This window comes from Lelliottia nimipressuralis (genome assembly GCF_004115925.1).
GTDB classification, from domain to species: Bacteria; Pseudomonadota; Gammaproteobacteria; order Enterobacterales; family Enterobacteriaceae; genus Enterobacter; species Enterobacter nimipressuralis.
Window position 1 is genome coordinate 57,283 of sequence record NZ_SDDX01000007.1, and the last position, 19,486, is coordinate 76,768.

A 19,486-nucleotide genomic window follows, 5' to 3' on the forward strand; every position below is an offset into this window, starting at 1 on the left:
CGTGAGATTTGCCCACTATCACACTCCCATGGCCAGCGTCTGCGACCATTTTGTTCTCAGCGGTGACAGGGTTCTCGCTCATCTGTGAATGTGTTCACTTTGAGGGAGAGTGTGAAACAGTGATTTCACAGGCTACCAGGTATGCCGTGGCAGGTTTGTTGGATCTACTGGGCAAACCCGCCAGGACATAGCGAAAGGTTTATTTTTGGAGGCGATCGATTCGGACAACCGGCGGGGACGCTTTCTTGTCGAGGCTGCCGTTGATGTTTATCATTTGATCGGGTTGAACTTCGCGCCCGTCAAAAACGGCTTTTGGAATGATGGCATCGATGGTGTCCGTCTTGTCGCGAAAAACGTACCGATCGTCACCGTTATACTTGATGAGATTGCCCCGTAAGGAAAGTGTGGCGCCATCATGCAGGGTTTTGGCAAATTTAACGGTCATCACACGTGCGTCATCGGTTCCACGGTAGCCATCTTCAATTTTATGCGGTGGTGGTGGCGCGACGTTTTCTTTCAGGCCGCCAGCTTCTTGCGCATAAACGCTTTGTAGGCCGAGCAAAAAGATCAGGATCATTAATGGAATTTTTTTCATCATGTCTCCTTAGTGATAAGAAGGTATGCTTCAAGCCTGGTCACTACTATTCCGTTTTGCAAATCCAATGAAACGGTAGGGTGTTTCAAAGCAGCCGATAACGCCGAAGTTGTTCCACCACGTAATCAGCACACTAAAGAAAAGCACCGAGGTAAAAGGCGGTGTGACGTTGACGTAATAAGGCACCCCCAGCAAACAGGCAGACACCCAATAACAAGCTTATATCGTACTGCAATAGAAGTACGATATAAGAATGTAATCAGTCGCTTACAGGCGTGCCGCATTTCGCGGTGTGGTTTACAGCGCCTTTTTCAGGGCTGATATCAGGAAACTGACCGGTTCATCGGGCGGAACATCCCGGCGCAGGATGATGTGTAATGGCGTGACGCGGTGCGAGCCGTGGCTGAGGGGCAATGGTTGCAGTATGCCTGCCGCCAGTTGTTGGTGAATAGATGCCTGCGGCAGCCAGCCGTATCCAAGACCGGCCACGACAGCGCCTGCCGCCGCATCCAGAGTGGAGAAATCCCAGTTTTGGCTATCCCCTGAGGCCGTTTTCCCGCCATCTGCTATTTGTATCCGTGGCCAATTGCTGAGCAGTGCTTCGGTCAATGTGCCGGATACCGACAGCAGCGGATGATCGCGATGTGCCACGGCAATAAAATCCACGTTCATTAGCCACTCTCCCCGGCCGGTAATATTTTGCCGGTCGGTCACGATCATCACATCAGCATCGTCCACAGCGGACATGGTGGGGAACATGCTCTCTGTGACTTCCGTTAGCTTCACCCGAATAGTCGGCCAGCGCTGCTGGAATTGTTGCAGGGCAGAGAACAGACGCTCCCGAGGATAGATAACGTCCACCACCAAATTAAGCTGCGATCGCATCCCCTCCTGCAGAGTTGCGGCCTGGGCCTCCACATAACTAAATGTTTTCAGCAGCGGGCGTACCTGGCTCAGAAGCGTGGCCCCGGTTGGGGTTAATACCGTACGACGCCCCTCAGGAACCAGCAGCGTCACGCCCAGTTGCGTCTGGAGCTGCGCGAGATTATAGCTAATAGAAGACTGGCTGCGGTGTAGCGTATCGGCGGCGCGGGCAAAGCTGCCGGTAGTGAACACACAGTCAAGGATTGCCCATTGTTCCAGCGTTGTTTTATTCATAATGATTCATTTATTGGATTAATATCATCATAAAATAGCGCTATTCATCAAAATATTAAAGCATTAGACTTGTTTTATCGAACAGAGGAGACCTGAAATGAGCAACTTTGATAAACATGATTTAAGCGGTTTTGTCGGTAAACATCTGGTGTACACCTACGACAACGGCTGGAACTACGAAATTTATGTCAAAAATGAACAAACCCTGGACTACCGTATTCACAGCGGCCTGGTGGGGAATCGTTGGGTCAAAGATCAGCAGGCTTATATCGTCCGCGTGGGTGAAAGTATTTACAAAATCTCCTGGACGGAGCCAACCGGCACGGATGTGAGCTTAATTGTCAATCTGGGGGATAAACTCTTCCATGGCACTATTTTCTTCCCACGTTGGGTGATGAATAACCCCGAAAAAACCGTGTGTTTCCAGAATGACCATATTCCGCTGATGAATCAGTACCGCGATGCCGGTCCGGCTTATCCGACGGAGGTTATTGATGAATTTGCCACCATCACCTTTATTCGTGACTGCGGTGCCAATAATGACGATGTGATTGCCTGCGCGGCGAGTGAATTGCCTGACAATTTTCCAGATAATCTGCGTTAAATAACACCCCGCTAAATTTAAAAGAAACCGGTCACGACGACGGTTTCTTTTTTTTGCTACTCATCCGGGACGTTTATTCGTTAACGGTTGCCTGATGACGCATTTCTTTAGCCGGTGCAGCTTTGCTTCTGTTGCTGGAGTAGATGAAGAACAGCGCGATACCCAGACAGAGGATGGCACCCAGACGATTCATCGAGAAGGGGATCGCCCCGTTGCCAAGCCAGCCAAAGTTATCAATCAGCATGCTCATTGTCAGCTGACCGAAAATCACCGCAACCGTTGCGACGGCTGTGCCGATACGTTGGACGGCAAAGACCATAATGACGATGTAAGGCACACCAAACATCGCACCTAACAGTTGCCACTTCGGTACATCCAATAGGCTGGTAGCATGTTTAGGCTCAAAGAAGAAAATCAGCAGGGCAGTAATAAGCGCGCCGACGGAGAAGGTCAGAAATGCGCTTTTGAATACACCCACTTTGCTACCTAGTTGGCCATTTATCGCAGCCTGAATGCTGAGCATTGCACCACCAATAACCGCCAACACAATCATCATAAATGTCATCATTTTTTCTTAACCCCGTGCAACAAGAACCAGCGCCAGTACGATAAAAATCAGCGCGATAATGCGTTTATTGTCAATTTTCCGATGTGGCGTGCCCAGCAGACCAAAGTGGTCAATGATCAGGCTTTTGGATACCTGTCCCGCCAGAATGCCTATCATCGTCATAGCGATACCTATTGCCGGTGTAGCGATGGTCAGAATAATGACGTAAACAGGGCCGAGCACTCCGCCCAGTAGGTTCCAGGAGGGCTGCGCGAAAAAGGATGGGCTATTGCGTGGACTGAAAAACAGCATCAGCAAAAACGTCAGGGCCGCACCCACGCCGAATACGCTGAATGTCGCCCATAAATCGCCGACTTCCCCTCCCAGCGGCCCCAGCAAACCAGCCTCTACGGACAGTCCCATTCCGCCCGCGATAACAATTAAAATCAGTACCAGTTGCATAGCAAACTCTCTCCGGTTGTCTAAGCGCAGAAGATTACACCTGGCCTGAGATGTGAAAAATGCCATAATTCAGGAAACACCTTTGCAGGATTTGCATCAATGCATGGCGCAGGCAATATCAGTATCCGTTCTCTTTCAATCTTTATAGACGTGTATGAAACGCAGAATTTTTCCGTGGTCGCGCGCCGCGAAGGAATATCGGCTTCGCAGGTTTCACGAGTTATCCATCATCTTGAAGACGCGCTCGGTCAGCAGCTTTTTTATCGCAACACACGCGCGGTTATCCCGACTGAAAGTGGGCACCTTTTTATCCGGCACGCACGCGCCATGGCCGGTAATCTTGAGGATGCGCGTCGTGAACTGGATGAACGTGCGCTGGAGCCTTCAGGTTTAATTCGTATTAATGCCCCGGTATTTTTCGGACAGCGGCATGTGGCCCCAGGACTACCGGGTCTGACGGCGCGTTACCCCCGTCTGACCATTGAGCTGACGCTGACCGATGATTACATCGATCCACACAGGGATGCCGCCGACGTCATTTTCCGGATTGGCGTTCTGGCTGACTCCTCCTTTCATGCGCGCGTTTTCGGGCAGCAGTTTTATCACCTGGCTGCGTCGCCTGCGTATCTGGATAAATACGGTATGCCTGAATGCCCCGAGGATCTCGGACGCCACAAATGCCTTGTCTACAGTGGATCTTCCGGTCCAAATCGCTGGCTGGTTCGCAAGCCAGGTGAGGAGTGGGTGCATTATCCTGTGTCGCCACTGATGTCATCCAATAACGCAGAGACTTTGCTTATTGCGGCTCTGGGCGGGATGGGCATTGTGCTTTTTCCGGACTGGCTGATTGCTGAAAGACTGAAAAGCGGTGAGCTGATCGCGCTACTGACCGATATGGATACCTCTATTAAAACGGAGCCACAGAACATTGCGGCTATTTACCCCCACACCCGCCATCCGCCGCTGAACGTCAGGGCGGTGATCGATTACTATCTTGAGGTGTTTGGTTCACCGCTTTACTGGCAGTCTGAGGGGTAAGTTCAGGCTGGTAATGGAGCACATCCGGCGTCAGTTTTTTCCAGCTTAGAAAGTGAATCGCGGACCTTGAACAGAATCTTGCGGTTGTTGATTACGGGGGGCGGAGCAAAGGGTTACGCAGCGCCTCAACTGGTAATCTAGGAGAGTGTCCATTACTATCCAAAATCTATGGATGTGAACATTTTCGGCTTTATGCCAGCACTACTGCCTGTTGCACTGTCCCCCGGCGCAAGTTTCACTCTCGTTATGAACAGTGCTCTGGCTGGTGGTCACAAAGGCCTGATCAGAACGCTCGCCGGAACAGCGTTGGGCATATACACCCATGCGGTATTAATAGGGCTGGGTGTGACTGCTGTGCTCATCTCGTCCCCGGCAGCCTTTGCAGTGCTCAAAGTTGCCGGAACGGCCTATCTGCTCTGGTTGGGCGCGATGCTTATCCGCAGTGGGATAACGGTCAATACAGGCGGGTTTAGTGATTCAAAGCATGCGGTGACGTTAAAAGAGGCGTGGCTTGCGAATGTTTTGAACCCAAAAGCCATCCTTTTTTATGTGACGGTCGTTTCACAGTTCGCAGGGATAAAGGGAGGCGTTAGTAATTACCTGACGCTGGCATCAGTGCATGTCGTGGTGATGAGCGTTTGGCTTTTCTCTGTGAGCCAGACACTGATATTTTCAGTTAAAAAAACGAACCCGTTAATGCTCAAAAAATACGTCAACATTGCCGGTGGGATGTTGCTCATAGCTTTTTCTCTGCATAGCCTGATAAAGGTATAATGCCCGCATTTGGCACAACGTTGCCGTTATGATTCAGGCCGTCAGCTACGGATGATGCTGGGGAGAGATATCAGGACGGCGGTGAGACGTAACGCTTTATTGTTCCGGATGAGGAAATAAAACGGTAACGGATGATCTCAACGGGCTATTAGCGCCACGATCGCGGCAACCGCTGGAAGCGCCTGCACATAAAGTATCTTCCGACTGGCGGTTACCGCTCCAAAAATACCTGCAACCAGCACGCAGATCAGAAAGAAGAATATCACCGAAACACCGCGTTCGCCGAGCGATAACCCCCACAGCAATCCCGCCGCCAGAAAGCCGTTGTACAGCCCCTGATTCGCAGCGAGAACGCGGGTTTCGCGCGCAAAGTCGGCGCTCAAATTAAAAGCCTTCTGGCCGGTTTTGGTGTTCCACAAAAACATTTCGAGCACCAGAATATAGAGATGGATAACGGCAACAATAGCGACAAGAAGAGTAGCAAACACGGGCGGCCTTACAGGGTGAGGGCAGATGAAAGGGAGTATAGATAATTCCAGCGGGGGCGGTAGGCTGATTCGCCACCAGGATGAAAATTCGTTATCATCCGCTCCCACTCTCTATCCGTGCAGCCTGATGTCTACGATTATCGATACCTTTATTGCCCCGCCGTGTCTCGACGAGATTGAAATTCTCTATCAGGACGCACATCTGGTGCTGATCAACAAACCGGCGGGGCTGCTGAGTCTTTCGGGGAAAAATCCGCAGAATCTCGACTCGGTGCATTATCGACTGGTGAAGACTTTCCCTGGCTGCACCCTCGTGCACCGCCTGGATTTCGGCACGTCCGGGCTGATGGTGGTGGCCCGCAATAAGGCTATCAATGCGGCGCTGTGCCAGCAGTTTAGCGAGCGTCGTGTGACCAAGATTTACACTGCGCTGCTGTGCGGGCATCTGGACGATAACGAGGGGGTGATAGATGCAGCGATTGCCAAAGATCCGGCGCTGTTCCCGCTGATGTCGATTTGCCCTATCACGGGCAAGCCCGCGCGCTCTCGCTATCGGGTGATTGAACGTATTTATCAGGAAAGGGAAGGGGCGTTACTTCCGTTGACGCGGGTCGAGCTGACTCCGGAAACCGGGCGCACCCATCAGCTGCGTATTCACTGCCAGCAGCTGGGGCACCCAATTTTAGGCTGCGATCTGTATGGTGGCCTCACGCTGCCAGGTACCGAGCGCACGCCGCGTCTGATGCTGCACGCCAGCGAGCTGCACTTTGTCCATCCCGTGAGCGATGAGCGCATCACGGCGCGTAATGCCAGCCCGTTCTGACCGCAACCGTCATTACCACATCAAATCATCAGGCACTTTGAAATCGGCGTATGGATCGTCCTCGTCCTGCTCTTCCTGACTCAGGGCGCTGTTCAGGACGATACTGTCTGCATCACGCTGGGCGATTTTATCCGCGACGCTTGCCGGAATAATCGCGTACTGACTCTCACTTGCCCCATCCACCACCAGGCGCGCGATGGCGAGACGGCCACTAATCAGCTGCGTCTGCGTCGTTTTATCGACAACGATCTTTTTGATGAGGTTGTTATCGGTGAAGTTGAAATCGATGTTCCCGCGTGACACCACGATGCGGTTCATCTCAATCAGTTGTTTCACCTGTGCTTTAAACTCTTTTGCCAGCGTCGCCTGTTTTTGCTGTTCACTCAGTTGCTTATCACGTTCGAGCTGGGCTTTTTTGTTCTCTTCCACCGCTTCACGCGCCTCGCGAGCCTGCACGCGGGATTTCTTCGCCGTTCTCTGCACTTTGGCCATTTTTTTTGCTGGTGACCAGGCCTGCTTTGAGCATCTGCTCTTGTAAGGTAAGTTTTGTCATCTTCGTATCTGAACCTGTTGGAAATTTGCCGGGATTATACCTGTAATTTTATACAAATAAAAAATCCACGCCGGAGCGTGGATTCTATAAAGTTTGCTGTTGCTGATATCTCGTCAGCCAACAAATTTTATTTAGACGTTGAACAAGAAGTTCATTACGTCGCCATCTTTGACGATGTAATCTTTACCTTCTGCACGCATCTTGCCGGCTTCTTTCGCGCCTTGTTCACCTTTGTAGGTGATGAAGTCTTCAAACGCGATGGTCTGTGCGCGGATAAAGCCTTTTTCGAAGTCGGTGTGGATTTTACCGGCCGCCTGCGGAGCGGTGGCACCGACAGGGATGGTCCAGGCGCGTACTTCTTTCACGCCTGCGGTGAAGTAGGTTTGCAGGTTCAGCAGCTCGTAGCCCGCGCGGATAACGCGGTTCAGGCCTGGCTCTTCCAGGCCCAGCTCAGCCATGAACTCTTCGCGGTCGGCATCGTCCAGCTCAGCGATGTCAGACTCAACGGCAGCACATACAGCAACGACGACAGAGCCTTCGCCAGCGGCGATTTCACGCACTTTGTCGAGATACGGGTTGTTCTCAAAACCGTCTTCGTTGACGTTCGCGATGTACATGGTTGGCTTCAGGGTCAGGAAGCTCAGGTATTTGATTGCCGCTTTATCTTCTTCTGTCAGATCCAGCGCGCGCAGCATGCCTGCGTTTTCCAGCTGTGGCAGACATTTTTCGAGGGCTGCCAGTTCTGCTTTCGCGTCTTTATCGCCGCCTTTGGCTCGCTTCTGCACGCGATGGATTGCGCGTTCGCAGGTGTCCAGATCGGACAGGGCAAGCTCAGTGTTGATAACGTCAATATCGTCAGCCGGATCGACTTTGTTATTCACGTGGATGATGTTGTCGTTTTCAAAACAACGCACTACGTGGCCGATGGCTTCGGTTTCACGGATGTTAGTCAGGAACTGGTTGCCCAGGCCTTCGCCCTTGGAGGCGCCTTTTACCAGGCCCGCGATGTCGACGAATTCCATGGTGGTTGGCAGAATGCGCTGTGGTTTAACGATTTCAGCGAGCTGATCCAGACGTGGGTCAGGCATCGGCACGACGCCGGTGTTTGGCTCAATCGTACAGAACGGGAAGTTTGCTGCTTCGATACCCGCTTTGGTGAGCGCGTTAAAAAGGGTGGATTTGCCCACGTTTGGCAGACCAACGATACCGCATTTAAATCCCATCTTTAAATCACCTTAATGTCTTGATATTCAACCCGTTAGCATTAACCGATTGAAGAAAAGTAAATAACTTTGCCTATTATACACGTAACCGCCGTCACGCGCGGTAAAAATGGCGTCTCGCGCGGACTACTGCGCTTTAAAGGCGTGTAAACGATTTGTGGCTTTGGTCAGACCCTCTTTGAGCCACACCTCGGTACAGCGCGCCGCTTCGTCTACGGCATCGTCAATGAGCTTCTGCTCGGAAGCGGGTGGTTTACCCAGCACAAAACCGACAACTTTGTTTTTATCGCCCGGATGGCCGATTCCCACGCGTAAACGATGAAAGTTCGGGTTATTGCCGAGTTTGCTGATGATGTCTTTCAGGCCATTGTGACCGCCGTGACCGCCGCCGAGTTTGAATTTAGCGACACCGGGCGGTAAATCCAGCTCATCGTGGGCGACCAGAATTTCATCCGGATTGATGCGATAAAACGTCGCCATCGCCGCCACGGCTTTACCGCTCAGGTTCATGAATGTGGTCGGAACAAGCAGACGCACATCGGCTCCCGCGAGGTTGATACGCGAGGTATAGCCATAAAATTTCGGCTCTTCACGCAGGGGGGCACGTAACCGCTCGGCCAGCAGATCGACATACCAGGCTCCGGCGTTATGGCGGGTGGCCGCATACTCTGCGCCTGGGTTGGCAAGGCCGACAATCAGTTTAATCGTCACGTTTCAATTCCTAAAGGTTCCAGATTTGCCGCGTAGTTTACTGTCTGGCGCGCCGCTTGACAAAATTCTGCGGCAGGAAGAGGGGAAATTTGAATAATGACGGGTTTGAATCATTAGAATTTCAAGCTGTTCAGGCGCTTATTTGTAAACTTTTGTCTCGGGCGTGCTCATTATTGTGATCATTCACGCAACTCATAAAAGACCCGTTGTCTATACTTTACACACAAGGATTAGGGACATTTCCCTGCAACCCAAAGTTCCGGAGGTGACATATGAAACGCAGAAACGCTTCACGACTCGGTAACGTGCTAATGGGGTTGGGCCTGTTCGTGATGGTAGCAGGTGTGGGTTATTCTATTTTAAACCAGTTGCCGCAACTTGACCTCCCACAATACTTCGCGCACGGCGCGGTGCTAAGCATCTTTTTAGGTGCTGTTTTGTGGCTGGCAGGGGCCCGCGTGAGTGGTCATGAGCAGGTCAGCGACCGATACTGGTGGGTACGTCATTACGACAAACGCTGCCGCCGGGACCAGCATAAACCTAGCTAGTACACCTGCCGGGTAACCGCAGCGCTAACCAGCCTGCAAAAGATGAATACAAAAACGGCTCCTGATGGAGCCGTTTTTATGTTTAGAGGTCCGCTAATGCCGCTTCGCGATTCGGGTAGAACGCCAGGCGCCCCGGAATCGGCTGCACGCCCGCGCGCGCCATGGTGCGCAGGGGCTGGAACTCAAGATTACTCACCCGCAGCTCGCAGCCTTCCGGCAGACGCTTCACAAAGCGCTGGAATGCATCCAGACCGCCTGCGTCCAGCACCGGGACTGCATCCCATTTCAGCACCACAATCCGCTTCCCGGAAATCCGCGATTCCAGATCGCTGAACAAACCTTCCGCCGCTGCAAAGAACAGTGGGCCGATAACGCGCAGCACCAGCACATCCTCCGGCACCTCGACATTCACCGGTGACAGGCGCGTCATCTGCGCAATGCGGCGCATAAACAGCAGCGAGGCCAGCACAATCCCGACGCTGATGGCGATCACCATGTCAAACAGCACCGTCAGAGACATACAGATCAGCATTACGATGATGTCGTCTTTCGGCGCGCGGCGCAGGAGATGCACCACTTTGTGCGCCTCAGACATGTTCCACGCCACCATCAGCAGCAGGGCGGCCATCGCGGAGAGCGGGAGCCACGACAGCAGCGGGGCGAGCGCCAGCAAGGCGAGGATCACCAGCAGAGAGTGGATAACCGCAGACACTGGCGAGGTGGCCCCGGCGCGCACGTTGGCGGCGGAACGGGCAATCGCTGCCGTGGCGGTAATGCCACCAAAGAACGGCGCGATAAGGTTACCCAACCCCTGGCCGACCAGCTCGCTGTTGGCTTTGTGCTTGGTGCCGGTCATACCGTCGAGCACCACTGCGCAGAGCAGGGATTCAATTGCGCCGAGCATCGCCATGGAGAACGCCGCCGGGAGCAGGGCGCGCAGGGAGTCCCAGCTCAGGGTGAAGTCCGAGCCAGGTAAATTCCACGGCAGCACCAGCTGAGGCAGTAGCTGAGGAATGCCGTTGCCCTGGGAGCCATCCGCCAGAATGTAGTGGAACTGCGAGCCGATAGTGGCGACGTGTCCGCCGAGGAGGTTCACCACGCCCATCACTGCGCAGCCCAGCAGCAGAGCGGGAAGATGCCCCGGCAGGCGAATGCCCAGCCGTGGCCAGAGAATTAACGTGCCGAGCGTGACGATGCCGATAGCCGCATCGCCCAGATTCGCTGTCGGCAGGGCCATAAACAGGGCGCCGACCTTTTGCAGATAGTGTTCTGGCACCTGTGCGAGCTGCAAACCGAGAAAATCTTTGATTTGCATGGTCCCGATGGTGATGCCGATCCCGGAGGTAAAACCGAGCGTCACGGAGAGCGGGATGTATTCGATCAACCGGCCAAAACGGGCCAGACCGAACAGAATCAAAAATACGCCGGACATCAGCGTAGCGACCAGCAAACCGGCCAGACCAAACTGCTGGGAGACCGGGTAGAGGATCACCACAAAGGCCGCTGTCGGGCCGGAGACGCTAAAGCGCGACCCGCCCGTCAGGGCGATGACAATCCCGGCAACTGCCGAGGTGTACAGCCCGTACTGCGGGGCGACGCCGCTGCCAATCGCCAGTGCCATCGCCAGTGGAATGGCAATAATCCCGACGGTGATCCCGGCGATGACATCACGCAGAAAACGCGATGAGGTGTATTTTTCTTTCCAGCAGGCGTCGATGAGGGCGCGAAAGGGCAGAACATGTGAGGACGTTACGTTTTTCACAATTCTCTTTTTCCGTGAGCACATCATCTGTCATGTGAATGGCAGGTGAAGGAAGTATTAATCATACAAATAAGTAATGAAGACAAAAAAACCCGCCGCAGCGGGTTTTTGGGCCGTGTCCGATTAGTGTTCGAACATCGCAGAGATGGATTCTTCGTTGCTGATACGACGAATCGCTTCGGCCAGCATGCCTGACAGGGTCAGGGTACGTACGTTTGGCAGCGCCTTGATCTCATCACTTAATGGAATGGTGTCGCACACCACCACTTCGTCGATGACGGAGTTGCGGAGATTGTTGACAGCATTGCCGGAGAAGATCGGGTGGGTTGCGTAAGCAAACACACGCTTAGCACCACGTTCTTTCAGCGCTTCAGCGGCTTTGCACAGCGTGCCGCCGGTGTCGATCATGTCATCAACCAGCACACAGTCACGGCCAGCGACGTCACCGATGATGTGCATCACCTGAGAGACGTTAGCGCGCGGACGGCGTTTGTCGATGATCGCCATGTCGGTATCGTTCAGCAGTTTGGCAATCGCACGAGCACGAACCACGCCGCCGATGTCCGGAGAAACCACAATTGGGTTATCCAGGTTCAGCTGCAGCATGTCTTCGAGCAGGATTGGGCTGCCGAATACGTTATCAACCGGAACGTCGAAGAAGCCCTGGATCTGCTCTGCGTGCAGGTCAACGGTCAGAACGCGGTCAACACCGACGCTCGACAGGAAGTCAGCAACAACTTTAGCGGTAATCGGTACACGCGCGGAACGGACACGACGGTCCTGGCGGGCATAGCCGAAGTAAGGAATAACAGCCGTGATACGGCCTGCGGAAGCACGGCGCAGGGCATCGACCATAACAACCAATTCCATCAGGTTGTCGTTAGTTGGAGCACAGGTGGACTGGATGATGAAAATATCACCACCGCGTACATTTTCGTTAATTTGTACGCTGACTTCGCCGTCGCTAAAGCGACCTACAGCGGCGTCGCCGAGGGAAGTGTACAGGCGGTTGGCAATACGTTGTGCTAGTTCCGGGGTGGCGTTACCAGCAAAAAGCTTCATATCAGGCACGAGAAGAACCTCAGGCATGCGTCCAATGGTGGATAACATTCGCCACTAACTGTGCGGGCCAGGCGAACGCTATCCAGGCGGTGTATTAAAGAGCGCGATGCAACGTCTGGAACAGGGTGACGTTGTCACCGAAACTCAGTCTGCGCCAGAATGGCCTGCTGTAGCGGGGAAGTGTTCATCCCACGCGCCACAAAACCATGCAGCCATTCCGGGGCTTGCTCTAGCACCTGACGAGCGGCGAATTCGGTGTCAAATTCAGCAAAAACACAGGATCCTGTGCCAGTCAGGCGCGACGGGGCGTATTCTAACAGCCAGGAAAGCACCGCATCAACCTCGCGAAAACGTTTTCTTGCGATAACCTCGCAATCGTTGCTGAATTCACATTTTAGTAACGTTTCTATTGACCGGACGGGAGTGTCCCGTGGCAACGCCGGATCCTTAAAAATAACCGGGGTCGGAATACTCACACCAGGATGGGCAATCAGATACCATTTCTCCGGTGGACTGACCGGCGTGAGGATCTCACCAACCCCTTCGGCAAACGCGGCGTGACCGCGAACGAATACCGGCACATCGGCACCGAGCGAAAGCCCCAGCGCGGCCAGTTCATCAGGCGTTAATCCGCAGCCCCAGAGATGGTTCAGGGCAACCAGTATCGTCGCGGCATTAGAAGAGCCGCCTCCCAGACCGCCGCCCATCGGCAGGCGTTTCTCGATATGGATATCGGCACCGCTTCCCGCCGGAAGCCTTCCCGAGCCGGCCGCCGCGTTCATCAGCAGCCGCGCGGCACGCACGATCAGATTATCTTCATGAGCAACACCTTCAACGGGCGTCAGCAGGTGAATCTGGCCGTCGTCGCGCAGTTCGATGGAGATCGTGTCGCCATAATCGACAAACTGAAACAGCGTCTGCAGCATGTGGTAGCCGTCAGCGCGTTGCCCGGTGATGTACAAAAACAGGTTAAGCTTCGCCGGAGAGGGCCATTGGCTCATCATTTAACGATCCAGTTATCCATTTTGAGCTTGATACGCTGGCTGCCTTCCGTCAGTTCCATATTGGATGGCAATGCCGGTTTACTCGCGCTGTCATACCCGCCGTACACCACTTTCCAGGTTTTCCCGTTCTGGGTGTAGTTGAGTTCGCTCAGGCGATACTGGTCGTCGAGTTTGTAATCGGTGGCTTCGCCCGGCAGACCGAGGATCCACTGGCGCAGGCTATTAAGCGGAATCGGCATACCGGTCAGTTTGCCGATCATCTCTTCGGCATCTGTCGCGGTGTAGTGCTGGCCTTTGTTATCGGTGATCTGTGCGGTGCCTGGCTGGGCATTCAGCTCCAGTTCAGTGCTGCCAAGCGGGTTCAGCAGCAGCAGACGATAGCGATCCTGACCGGTTTGTTGCCAGAAGAAGCGGGCATACACTTTTTGCTGATCGGAGAGATAAGCGAACGCACCGCGCGTCTGATACTGGCTTAAATTGCGCACCTCTTGCTGATGCTGACGCCACTGCGGTGAGTCAGGACTTTTGCCGGGGCCCTTGGGCGGAGTAATCGAGCAGGCGGTGAGAACCAGCGCCGCCAGCGGTAACAAGCGAATGAATCGGGCCATAGTCGTGACAAATCCTTGAAATGCGTTGCAGTTATAACCCTTAATGCTAGCGCCGGGCGGTGGCAGCGTCTACGTTCATATTGTCTTAAATCATGAAATTAGCCGGAAACGGCTATTACTCCGAAAGGGGGCACTCTCTTTTATTGATCTCGCGCATCCTGTATGATGCGACTTGCTAACCTTATTAACGCTGGTACTACTCCCGCTCACATGACCCTTTTAGCACTCGGTATCAACCACAAAACAGCCCCGGTTTCGCTGCGAGAACGCGTTACGTTTTCGCCGGATACGCTCGACCAGGCGCTGGATAGCCTGCTTGCCCAGCCGATGGTGCAGGGTGGTGTGGTGCTCTCTACGTGCAACCGTACTGAGCTATATCTGAGCGTGGAAGAACAAGACAACCTCCACGAAGCGCTTATCCGCTGGTTATGCGACTACCACAATCTGAACGAAGAAGAGCTGCGCAACAGCCTGTACTGGCATCATGATAATGATGCGGTCAGCCATCTGATGCGCGTCGCCAGCGGCCTCGATTCGCTGGTGCTTGGCGAGCCGCAAATACTCGGGCAGGTCAAAAAAGCCTTTGCCGATTCCCAGAAAGGCCATCTCAAAGCCAGCGAGCTGGAACGCATGTTCCAGAAATCTTTCTCCGTGGCGAAGCGTGTGCGAACCGAAACCGACATTGGTGCCAGTGCGGTTTCTGTTGCCTTCGCAGCCTGTACGCTGGCGCGTCAAATCTTTGAATCGCTCTCAACGGTCACCGTGCTGCTCGTCGGCGCCGGGGAGACCATTGAGCTGGTGGCGCGTCATCTGCGCGAACACAAGGTCAAGCAGATGATCATCGCCAACCGGACCCGCGAACGCGCGCAGGTACTGGCAGACGAAGTGGGCGCAGAGGTGATTGCCCTCAGCGACATTGATGAACGCCTGAAAGACGCGGACATCATTATCAGTTCAACCGCCAGCCCGCTGCCTATTATCGGTAAAGGGATGGTGGAGCGTGCGCTGAAATCGCGCCGCAATCAGCCAATGCTGCTGGTGGATATCGCCGTCCCGCGCGACGTCGAGCCGGAAGTCGGCAAGCTGGCAAACGCCTATCTCTACAGCGTTGACGATCTGCAAAGTATCATTTCCCACAACCTCGCCCAGCGTAAAGCGGCGGCGGTGCAGGCAGAGACGATTGTCGAGCAGGAATCGAGCGAATTTATGGCCTGGCTGCGCGCGCAAAGCGCCAGCGAGACGATTCGCGAATACCGTGGTCAGGCGGAACAGGTACGTGACGATCTGACGGCCAAAGCGATGGCGGCCCTCGAGCAGGGCGGCGATCCGCAGGTCATTATGCAGGACCTGGCGTGGAAGCTAACCAACCGGTTGATCCATGCTCCAACCAAATCACTTCAACAGGCAGCCCGTGACGGGGATGATGAACGCCTGACTATTCTGCGCAACAGCCTCGGGCTGGAATAGCGCCACACACCCATTTTCTATTACAAGGTGCATTTTACGCCTATGAAGCCCTCTATCGTCGCCAAACTGGAAGCTTTGCACGAGCGCCATGAAGAAGTTCAGGCCCTGCTCGGTGATGCCGCGACTATTGCTGACCAGGATCGTTTTCGCGCCCTGTCGCGCGAATATGCGCAGCTCAGTGATGTTGCGCGCTGCTTTACTGAATGGCAGCAGGTTCAGGAAGATATTGAAACCGCGCAGATGATGCTCGACGACCCTGAAATGCGCGAAATGGCGCAGGAAGAGTTGCAGGACGCCAAAGCGCGCGCCGAAGAGATGGAGCAGCAGCTCCAGGTTCTTCTGCTGCCGAAAGATCCGGACGATGAGCGCAACGCGTTTGTCGAAGTTCGCGCCGGAACGGGTGGCGACGAAGCCGCGCTGTTTGCCGGCGATCTGTTCCGCATGTACAGCCGCTACGCGGAATCCCGCCGCTGGCGCGTAGAAATCATGAGCGCCAACGAAGGCGAACATGGTGGCTATAAAGAAGTGATCGCCAAGATCAGCGGCGACGGCGTGTATGGCCGTCTGAAGTTTGAGTCCGGCGGGCACCGCGTGCAGCGCGTCCCGGCGACGGAATCTCAGGGGCGAATTCACACCTCTGCCTGTACCGTTGCGGTGATGCCGGAGCTGCCAGAAGCTGAACTGCCGGATATCAATCCAGCCGATCTGCGTATTGATACCTTCCGCTCGTCAGGCGCGGGTGGTCAGCACGTTAACACCACTGATTCCGCGATCCGTATTACCCACTTGCCGACCGGCATCGTGGTGGAGTGTCAGGACGAACGTTCCCAGCACAAAAACAAAGCCAAAGCCCTGGCGGTGCTCGGCTCACGTATTCGCGCCGCCGAAATGGCGAAACGCCAGCAGGCTGAAGCGTCTACGCGCCGTAACCTGTTGGGTAGCGGCGATCGCAGCGATCGTAACCGCACCTATAACTTCCCGCAGGGCCGTGTGACCGACCACCGCATCAACCTGACGATTTACCGTCTGGATGAGACGATGGAAGGCAAACTCGACTCCCTGATCGAGCCGATCGTGCAGGAATACCAGGCCGATCAGCTGGCAGCGCTGGCTGAGCAGGACTAATGGATTTTCAGGCCTGGTTACGTGCCGCCGCGAGCGAGCTTTCCACCAGTGAAAGCCCGCGTCGCGACGCCGAAATCTTGCTGGAACATGTCACCGGAAAAGCGCGCACTTATCTCCTGGCATTCGGTGAGACGCTGCTGACGCCTGAACAGGAAGCGCAGCTCGCGGCGCTGCTCGCCCGGCGTAAAACCGGTGAGCCGGTGGCGCACCTGACCGGTGAACGGGAGTTCTGGTCGCTGCCGCTGTATGTTTCAGCCGCCACGCTGATACCGCGCCCGGACACCGAGTGTCTGGTCGAGCAGGCGCTGGCGCGTCTGCCTGACGGTCCGTGTCGCATACTGGATTTAGGCACGGGCACCGGCGCGATTGCGCTGGCGCTGGCGAGCGAGCGCCCCGATTGTCAGATTACCGCAGTCGACGTAATGCCTGACGCGGTAGCCCTGGCGCAGCGCAATCTTGCGCGTCTGGGTTTCAGTAACGTTCAGATAAATCAAAGCAGCTGGTTTTCCGCCCTGGCGCAGCACGCCTTTGAGATGATCGTCAGCAATCCGCCTTACATCGATGAGCACGACCCGCATTTGTCGCAGGGGGATGTGCGCTTTGAGCCGCTCACGGCGCTGGTTGCAGCGAACGACGGGCTGGCCGATATCGAACACATCATCACGACCGCTCGCGAGCACCTGGTACCCGGCGGCTGGCTGCTGCTTGAACACGGCTGGACGCAGGGGGCCGCGGTCCGTGCGCTGTATAGCGCGGCGGGATACGCGAGCGTCGAAACCTGTCGTGACTACGGCGGCAACGAACGCCTGACGCTGGGGAAAAAGCCATGAGCGCCTTCAGCGTGTTGATCGCTGTGCATATTGCCGCCGTGGTGCTGACCATCAGCTTTTTTGTGGTGCGCTACTGGTGGCGTTACAGCAACCATCCGCTCATCGAAGCCCGCTGGGTGCGCGTTGTGCCGTACTGCATCGACACGGTTTTGCTGCTTTCCGGCGCCGGTCTGATGTGGCTGACGGGCTATCTGCCATTTACTGATAAAGGCGCATGGCTGACTGAAAAGCTGTTTGGCGTTATCATCTACATCGTTTTGGGTTTTATCGCGCTTGGACGTCGTCGTCCGCGCAGCCAGCAGGCCGGTTTTATCGCCTTCCTGCTGGGGCTGGTGGTGCTGTACATCATCATTAAACTCGCCACCACAAGAATACCGTTACTGGGGTAAGTATGAGGTCCTTAGCCGATTTCGAATTTAATAAAGTACCGCTTTGCGATGGAATGGTCCTGATCTCTGAGATGATCCGTGACGATTTCACCTCGCAGTGGGTCTACGATGAGCTGGAAAATCTGGCGAGCCTGGCGCGTGAAGAGATCAGCGAAGCGCGTCCTCAGGACTGGCAGCTGGAAAAACTGATCGAGCTGTTTTACGGCGAATGGGGCTTTTGCGACACGCGCGGCGTGTATCGCCTCTCCGACGCGCTGTGGCTGGATCAGGTACTGAAAAACCGTCAGGGCAGCGCCGTTGCTCTGGGGGCTGTTTTGCTGTGGGTCGCTAACCGGCTAGATATTCCGCTGGTGCCGGTCATTTTCCCGACGCAGATGATTTTGCGCGCGGAGTGGCTGGATGGCGAAATGTGGCTGATCAATCCGTTCAATGGCGACACGCTGGACGAGCACACGCTGGATGTCTGGCTGAAGGGCAATATTAGCCCGGTGGCAGAGCTGTTTAACGAAGATCTCGATGAGGCGGATAACGCCGAAGTGGTACGTAAACTGCTGGATACGCTGAAAGCCGCGCTGATGGAAGAGCGGCAGATGGAGCTGGCCCTGCGCGCGAGCGAAGTGCTGCTGCAGTTCAATCCGGAAGACCCGTACGAGATCCGCGACCGTGGCCTTATCTACGCGCAGCTGGAATGTGAGCACGTTGCCCTCAACGATTTAAATTACTTCGTTGAGCAGTGCCCGGAAGATCCGATAAGCGAAATGATTCGCGCGCAGATCAACTCGATCGCGCATAAACAAATTACACTGCATTAATCTTAATTCCGATTCACACCTGAATAAGGCGATCCTATGAAACAAAAAGTGGTTAGCATTGGTGATATCAACGTGGCAAACGACCTGCCGTTCGTGCTGTTTGGTGGCATGAACGTTCTGGAATCCCGCGATCTTGCCATGCGTATCTGCGAGCACTACGTGACTGTGACCCAGAAACTGGGCATTCCGTATGTGTTTAAGGCCTCTTTTGACAAAGCCAACCGCTCCTCTATCAACTCTTACCGTGGCCCGGGCCTGGAAGAGGGGATGAAGATTTTCCAGGAGCTGAAACAGACGTTTGGCGTGAAAGTGATCACCGACGTGCACGAAGCGTCTCAGGCGCAGCCGGTTGCCGACGTGGTGGATGTGATTCAGCTTCCGGCGTTCCTCGCGCGTCAGACCGATCTGGTTGAAGCGATGGCGAAAACCGGCGCAGTCATCAACGTGAAAAAACCCCAGTTCGTAAGCCCAGGCCAGATGGGTAACATCGTTGATAAATTCATCGAAGGCGGCAACGACCAGGTCATCCTGTGTGACCGTGGCGCAAACTTCGGTTACGACAACCTGGTGGTCGACATGCTGGGCTTCAGTGTGATGAAGAAAGTCTCTAACAACTCCCCGGTGATTTTCGACGTGACTCACGCGCTGCAGTGCCGTGACCCGTTTGGTGCTGCCTCCAGCGGCCGTCGTGGTCAGGTCACCGAGCTGGCGCGTGCCGGTATGGCGACCGGTCTGGCCGGTCTGTTTATCGAAGCGCACCCGGATCCAGCCAACGCGAAATGCGACGGCCCATCCGCGCTGCCGCTGGATAAACTGGAGCCGTTCCTGAAACAGATCAAAGCGATTGACGATCTGGTGAAGAGCTTCGATGAGCTGGATACCAGCAACTAATCTCTGAGCAAA

General features: G+C 54.8%; 22 protein-coding genes and 1 pseudogene. 11 read left to right on the forward strand and 12 right to left on the reverse strand.

The features are described 5' to 3' along the window. Positions 1-199: 199 nt before the first annotated feature. Positions 200-577 (reverse strand): YdeI family stress tolerance OB fold protein, encoded by a 378-nt coding sequence (locus ETG88_RS06245; RefSeq protein WP_233446098.1) that lies wholly within the window; start codon positions 575-577, stop codon positions 200-202. A gap of 315 nt (positions 578-892) precedes the next feature. Then, a complete protein-coding gene (locus tag ETG88_RS06250) occupies positions 893-1,753 on the reverse strand; it encodes a LysR family transcriptional regulator (RefSeq protein ID WP_129034963.1) in 861 nt (286 codons plus the stop codon). A 97-nt stretch (positions 1,754-1,850) separates the two neighbouring features. On the opposite strand from ETG88_RS06250, the gene ETG88_RS06255 reads away from it, so the two are divergent. Then, positions 1,851-2,357 carry a phenolic acid decarboxylase gene (locus ETG88_RS06255; RefSeq protein ID WP_102103914.1) on the forward strand — a complete coding sequence of 169 codons (507 nt, stop codon included), beginning with the start codon at positions 1,851-1,853 and terminating at the stop codon, positions 2,355-2,357. Positions 2,358-2,430: 73 nt separating this feature from the next. Here the strand turns inward: ETG88_RS06255 and ETG88_RS06260 are convergent, their stop codons facing one another. After that, complete coding sequence (locus ETG88_RS06260; RefSeq protein ID WP_129034979.1) at positions 2,431-2,922, reverse strand: DMT family transporter; 492 nt, start codon at positions 2,920-2,922, stop codon at positions 2,431-2,433. A gap of 9 nt (positions 2,923-2,931) precedes the next feature. Then, entirely contained in the window at positions 2,932-3,366 is a 435-nt protein-coding gene (locus tag ETG88_RS06265; RefSeq protein ID WP_129034964.1) for a DMT family transporter, read from the reverse strand. A 99-nt stretch (positions 3,367-3,465) separates the two neighbouring features. Here ETG88_RS06265 and ETG88_RS06270 point away from each other — a divergent pair, with 99 nt between their 5' ends. Then, positions 3,466-4,404, forward strand: coding sequence for a LysR family transcriptional regulator (locus tag ETG88_RS06270; RefSeq protein ID WP_129034965.1), 939 nt, complete (start codon positions 3,466-3,468; stop codon positions 4,402-4,404). Between the two features lie 168 nt (positions 4,405-4,572). Further along, entirely contained in the window at positions 4,573-5,178 is a 606-nt protein-coding gene (locus ETG88_RS06275) for a LysE family translocator (RefSeq protein ID WP_129034966.1), read from the forward strand. A 137-nt stretch (positions 5,179-5,315) separates the two neighbouring features. Here ETG88_RS06275 and ETG88_RS06280 read toward each other — a convergent pair whose 3' ends face one another. Beyond that, positions 5,316-5,666 (reverse strand): DUF1304 domain-containing protein, encoded by a 351-nt coding sequence (locus ETG88_RS06280; protein WP_129034967.1) that lies wholly within the window; start codon positions 5,664-5,666, stop codon positions 5,316-5,318. A gap of 127 nt (positions 5,667-5,793) precedes the next feature. Between ETG88_RS06280 and ETG88_RS06285 the strand changes: the two genes are divergently transcribed. Further along, complete coding sequence (locus tag ETG88_RS06285; protein ID WP_129034968.1) at positions 5,794-6,489, forward strand: RluA family pseudouridine synthase; 696 nt, start codon at positions 5,794-5,796, stop codon at positions 6,487-6,489. Between the two features lie 12 nt (positions 6,490-6,501). Here ETG88_RS06285 and ETG88_RS06290 read toward each other — a convergent pair. The 3 genes and pseudogenes from ETG88_RS06290 to pth all read right to left on the reverse strand — a co-directional run bounded on the left by ETG88_RS06290 (position 6,502) and on the right by pth (position 8,976). Continuing rightward, positions 6,502-7,042: pseudogene (locus ETG88_RS06290) on the reverse strand (DUF2058 domain-containing protein). A gap of 131 nt (positions 7,043-7,173) precedes the next feature. Continuing rightward, the gene (gene ychF, locus ETG88_RS06295) at positions 7,174-8,265 is read right to left on the reverse strand and encodes a redox-regulated ATPase YchF (RefSeq protein ID WP_100779904.1); all 1,092 of its coding nucleotides are present in this window, start codon (positions 8,263-8,265) and stop codon (positions 7,174-7,176) included. A gap of 126 nt (positions 8,266-8,391) precedes the next feature. Then, a complete protein-coding gene (pth, locus tag ETG88_RS06300; RefSeq protein ID WP_100779905.1) occupies positions 8,392-8,976 on the reverse strand; it encodes an aminoacyl-tRNA hydrolase in 585 nt (194 codons plus the stop codon). A gap of 272 nt (positions 8,977-9,248) precedes the next feature. Between pth and ychH the strand changes: the two genes are divergently transcribed. Continuing rightward, entirely contained in the window at positions 9,249-9,524 is a 276-nt protein-coding gene (ychH, locus tag ETG88_RS06305) for a stress-induced protein YchH (RefSeq protein ID WP_100779906.1), read from the forward strand. 82 nt (positions 9,525-9,606) lie between these two features. On the opposite strand, the gene dauA is transcribed toward ychH, so the two are convergent. The 4 genes from dauA to lolB all read right to left on the reverse strand — a co-directional run bounded on the left by dauA (position 9,607) and on the right by lolB (position 13,960). Then, positions 9,607-11,286: a C4-dicarboxylic acid transporter DauA gene (gene dauA / locus ETG88_RS06310; RefSeq protein WP_129034969.1), complete on the reverse strand. Its 1,680-nt coding sequence runs from the start codon at positions 11,284-11,286 to the stop codon at positions 9,607-9,609. A gap of 123 nt (positions 11,287-11,409) precedes the next feature. Further along, positions 11,410-12,357, reverse strand: coding sequence for a ribose-phosphate diphosphokinase (gene prs, locus ETG88_RS06315; RefSeq protein WP_003856663.1), 948 nt, complete (start codon positions 12,355-12,357; stop codon positions 11,410-11,412). Positions 12,358-12,482: 125 nt separating this feature from the next. Further along, on the reverse strand, positions 12,483-13,352 hold the full coding sequence (gene ispE, locus ETG88_RS06320) for a 4-(cytidine 5'-diphospho)-2-C-methyl-D-erythritol kinase (RefSeq protein ID WP_129034970.1): 870 nt from the start codon (positions 13,350-13,352) through the stop codon (positions 12,483-12,485). After that, on the reverse strand, positions 13,349-13,960 hold the full coding sequence (lolB, locus tag ETG88_RS06325; protein ID WP_100779909.1) for a lipoprotein insertase outer membrane protein LolB: 612 nt from the start codon (positions 13,958-13,960) through the stop codon (positions 13,349-13,351). The genes ispE and lolB overlap by 4 nt, the downstream gene beginning before the upstream one ends. 210 nt (positions 13,961-14,170) lie before the next feature. Here lolB and hemA point away from each other — a divergent pair, with 210 nt between their 5' ends. The 6 genes from hemA to kdsA are packed head-to-tail and all read left to right on the forward strand — an operon-like array spanning position 14,171 to position 19,474. Continuing rightward, positions 14,171-15,427 (forward strand): glutamyl-tRNA reductase, encoded by a 1,257-nt coding sequence (gene hemA / locus ETG88_RS06330; protein WP_107703423.1) that lies wholly within the window; start codon positions 14,171-14,173, stop codon positions 15,425-15,427. Positions 15,428-15,469: 42 nt separating this feature from the next. After that, on the forward strand, positions 15,470-16,552 hold the full coding sequence (gene prfA, locus ETG88_RS06335; RefSeq protein ID WP_100779911.1) for a peptide chain release factor 1: 1,083 nt from the start codon (positions 15,470-15,472) through the stop codon (positions 16,550-16,552). Further along, complete coding sequence (gene prmC / locus ETG88_RS06340) at positions 16,552-17,382, forward strand: peptide chain release factor N(5)-glutamine methyltransferase (RefSeq protein ID WP_129034971.1); 831 nt, start codon at positions 16,552-16,554, stop codon at positions 17,380-17,382. Before prfA ends, prmC begins: the two co-directional genes overlap by 1 nt. Next, complete coding sequence (sirB2, locus tag ETG88_RS06345; protein ID WP_129034972.1) at positions 17,379-17,771, forward strand: invasion regulator SirB2; 393 nt, start codon at positions 17,379-17,381, stop codon at positions 17,769-17,771. Before prmC ends, sirB2 begins: the two co-directional genes overlap by 4 nt. A gap of 2 nt (positions 17,772-17,773) precedes the next feature. After that, positions 17,774-18,583 carry an invasion regulator SirB1 gene (gene sirB1 / locus ETG88_RS06350; protein WP_100779914.1) on the forward strand — a complete coding sequence of 270 codons (810 nt, stop codon included), beginning with the start codon at positions 17,774-17,776 and terminating at the stop codon, positions 18,581-18,583. Positions 18,584-18,619: 36 nt separating this feature from the next. Then, complete coding sequence (kdsA, locus tag ETG88_RS06355) at positions 18,620-19,474, forward strand: 3-deoxy-8-phosphooctulonate synthase (protein WP_100779915.1); 855 nt, start codon at positions 18,620-18,622, stop codon at positions 19,472-19,474. Positions 19,475-19,486 lie beyond the last annotated feature (12 nt).

Bases quoted from the DNA above. Each gene is read 5' to 3' on its own strand.
- ETG88_RS06245 (WP_233446098.1), bottom strand. From the start codon at position 577: ATGATCCTGATCTTTTTGCTCGGCCTACAAAGCGTTTATGCGCAAGAA.
- ETG88_RS06250 (WP_129034963.1), bottom strand. From the start codon at position 1,753: ATGAATAAAACAACGCTGGAACAATGGGCAATCCTTGACTGTGTGTTC.
- ETG88_RS06255 (WP_102103914.1), top strand. From the start codon at position 1,851: ATGAGCAACTTTGATAAACATGATTTAAGCGGTTTTGTCGGTAAACAT.
- ETG88_RS06260 (WP_129034979.1), bottom strand. From the start codon at position 2,922: ATGACATTTATGATGATTGTGTTGGCGGTTATTGGTGGTGCAATGCTC.
- ETG88_RS06265 (WP_129034964.1), bottom strand. From the start codon at position 3,366: ATGCAACTGGTACTGATTTTAATTGTTATCGCGGGCGGAATGGGACTG.
- ETG88_RS06270 (WP_129034965.1), top strand. From the start codon at position 3,466: ATGCATGGCGCAGGCAATATCAGTATCCGTTCTCTTTCAATCTTTATA.
- ETG88_RS06275 (WP_129034966.1), top strand. From the start codon at position 4,573: ATGGATGTGAACATTTTCGGCTTTATGCCAGCACTACTGCCTGTTGCA.
- ETG88_RS06285 (WP_129034968.1), top strand. From the start codon at position 5,794: ATGTCTACGATTATCGATACCTTTATTGCCCCGCCGTGTCTCGACGAG.
- ychF (WP_100779904.1), bottom strand. From the start codon at position 8,265: ATGGGATTTAAATGCGGTATCGTTGGTCTGCCAAACGTGGGCAAATCC.
- ychH (WP_100779906.1), top strand. From the start codon at position 9,249: ATGAAACGCAGAAACGCTTCACGACTCGGTAACGTGCTAATGGGGTTG.
- ispE (WP_129034970.1), bottom strand. From the start codon at position 13,352: ATGATGAGCCAATGGCCCTCTCCGGCGAAGCTTAACCTGTTTTTGTAC.
- lolB (WP_100779909.1), bottom strand. From the start codon at position 13,960: ATGGCCCGATTCATTCGCTTGTTACCGCTGGCGGCGCTGGTTCTCACC.
- hemA (WP_107703423.1), top strand. From the start codon at position 14,171: ATGACCCTTTTAGCACTCGGTATCAACCACAAAACAGCCCCGGTTTCG.
- prfA (WP_100779911.1), top strand. From the start codon at position 15,470: ATGAAGCCCTCTATCGTCGCCAAACTGGAAGCTTTGCACGAGCGCCAT.
- prmC (WP_129034971.1), top strand. From the start codon at position 16,552: ATGGATTTTCAGGCCTGGTTACGTGCCGCCGCGAGCGAGCTTTCCACC.
- sirB2 (WP_129034972.1), top strand. From the start codon at position 17,379: ATGAGCGCCTTCAGCGTGTTGATCGCTGTGCATATTGCCGCCGTGGTG.
- sirB1 (WP_100779914.1), top strand. From the start codon at position 17,774: ATGAGGTCCTTAGCCGATTTCGAATTTAATAAAGTACCGCTTTGCGAT.
- kdsA (WP_100779915.1), top strand. From the start codon at position 18,620: ATGAAACAAAAAGTGGTTAGCATTGGTGATATCAACGTGGCAAACGAC.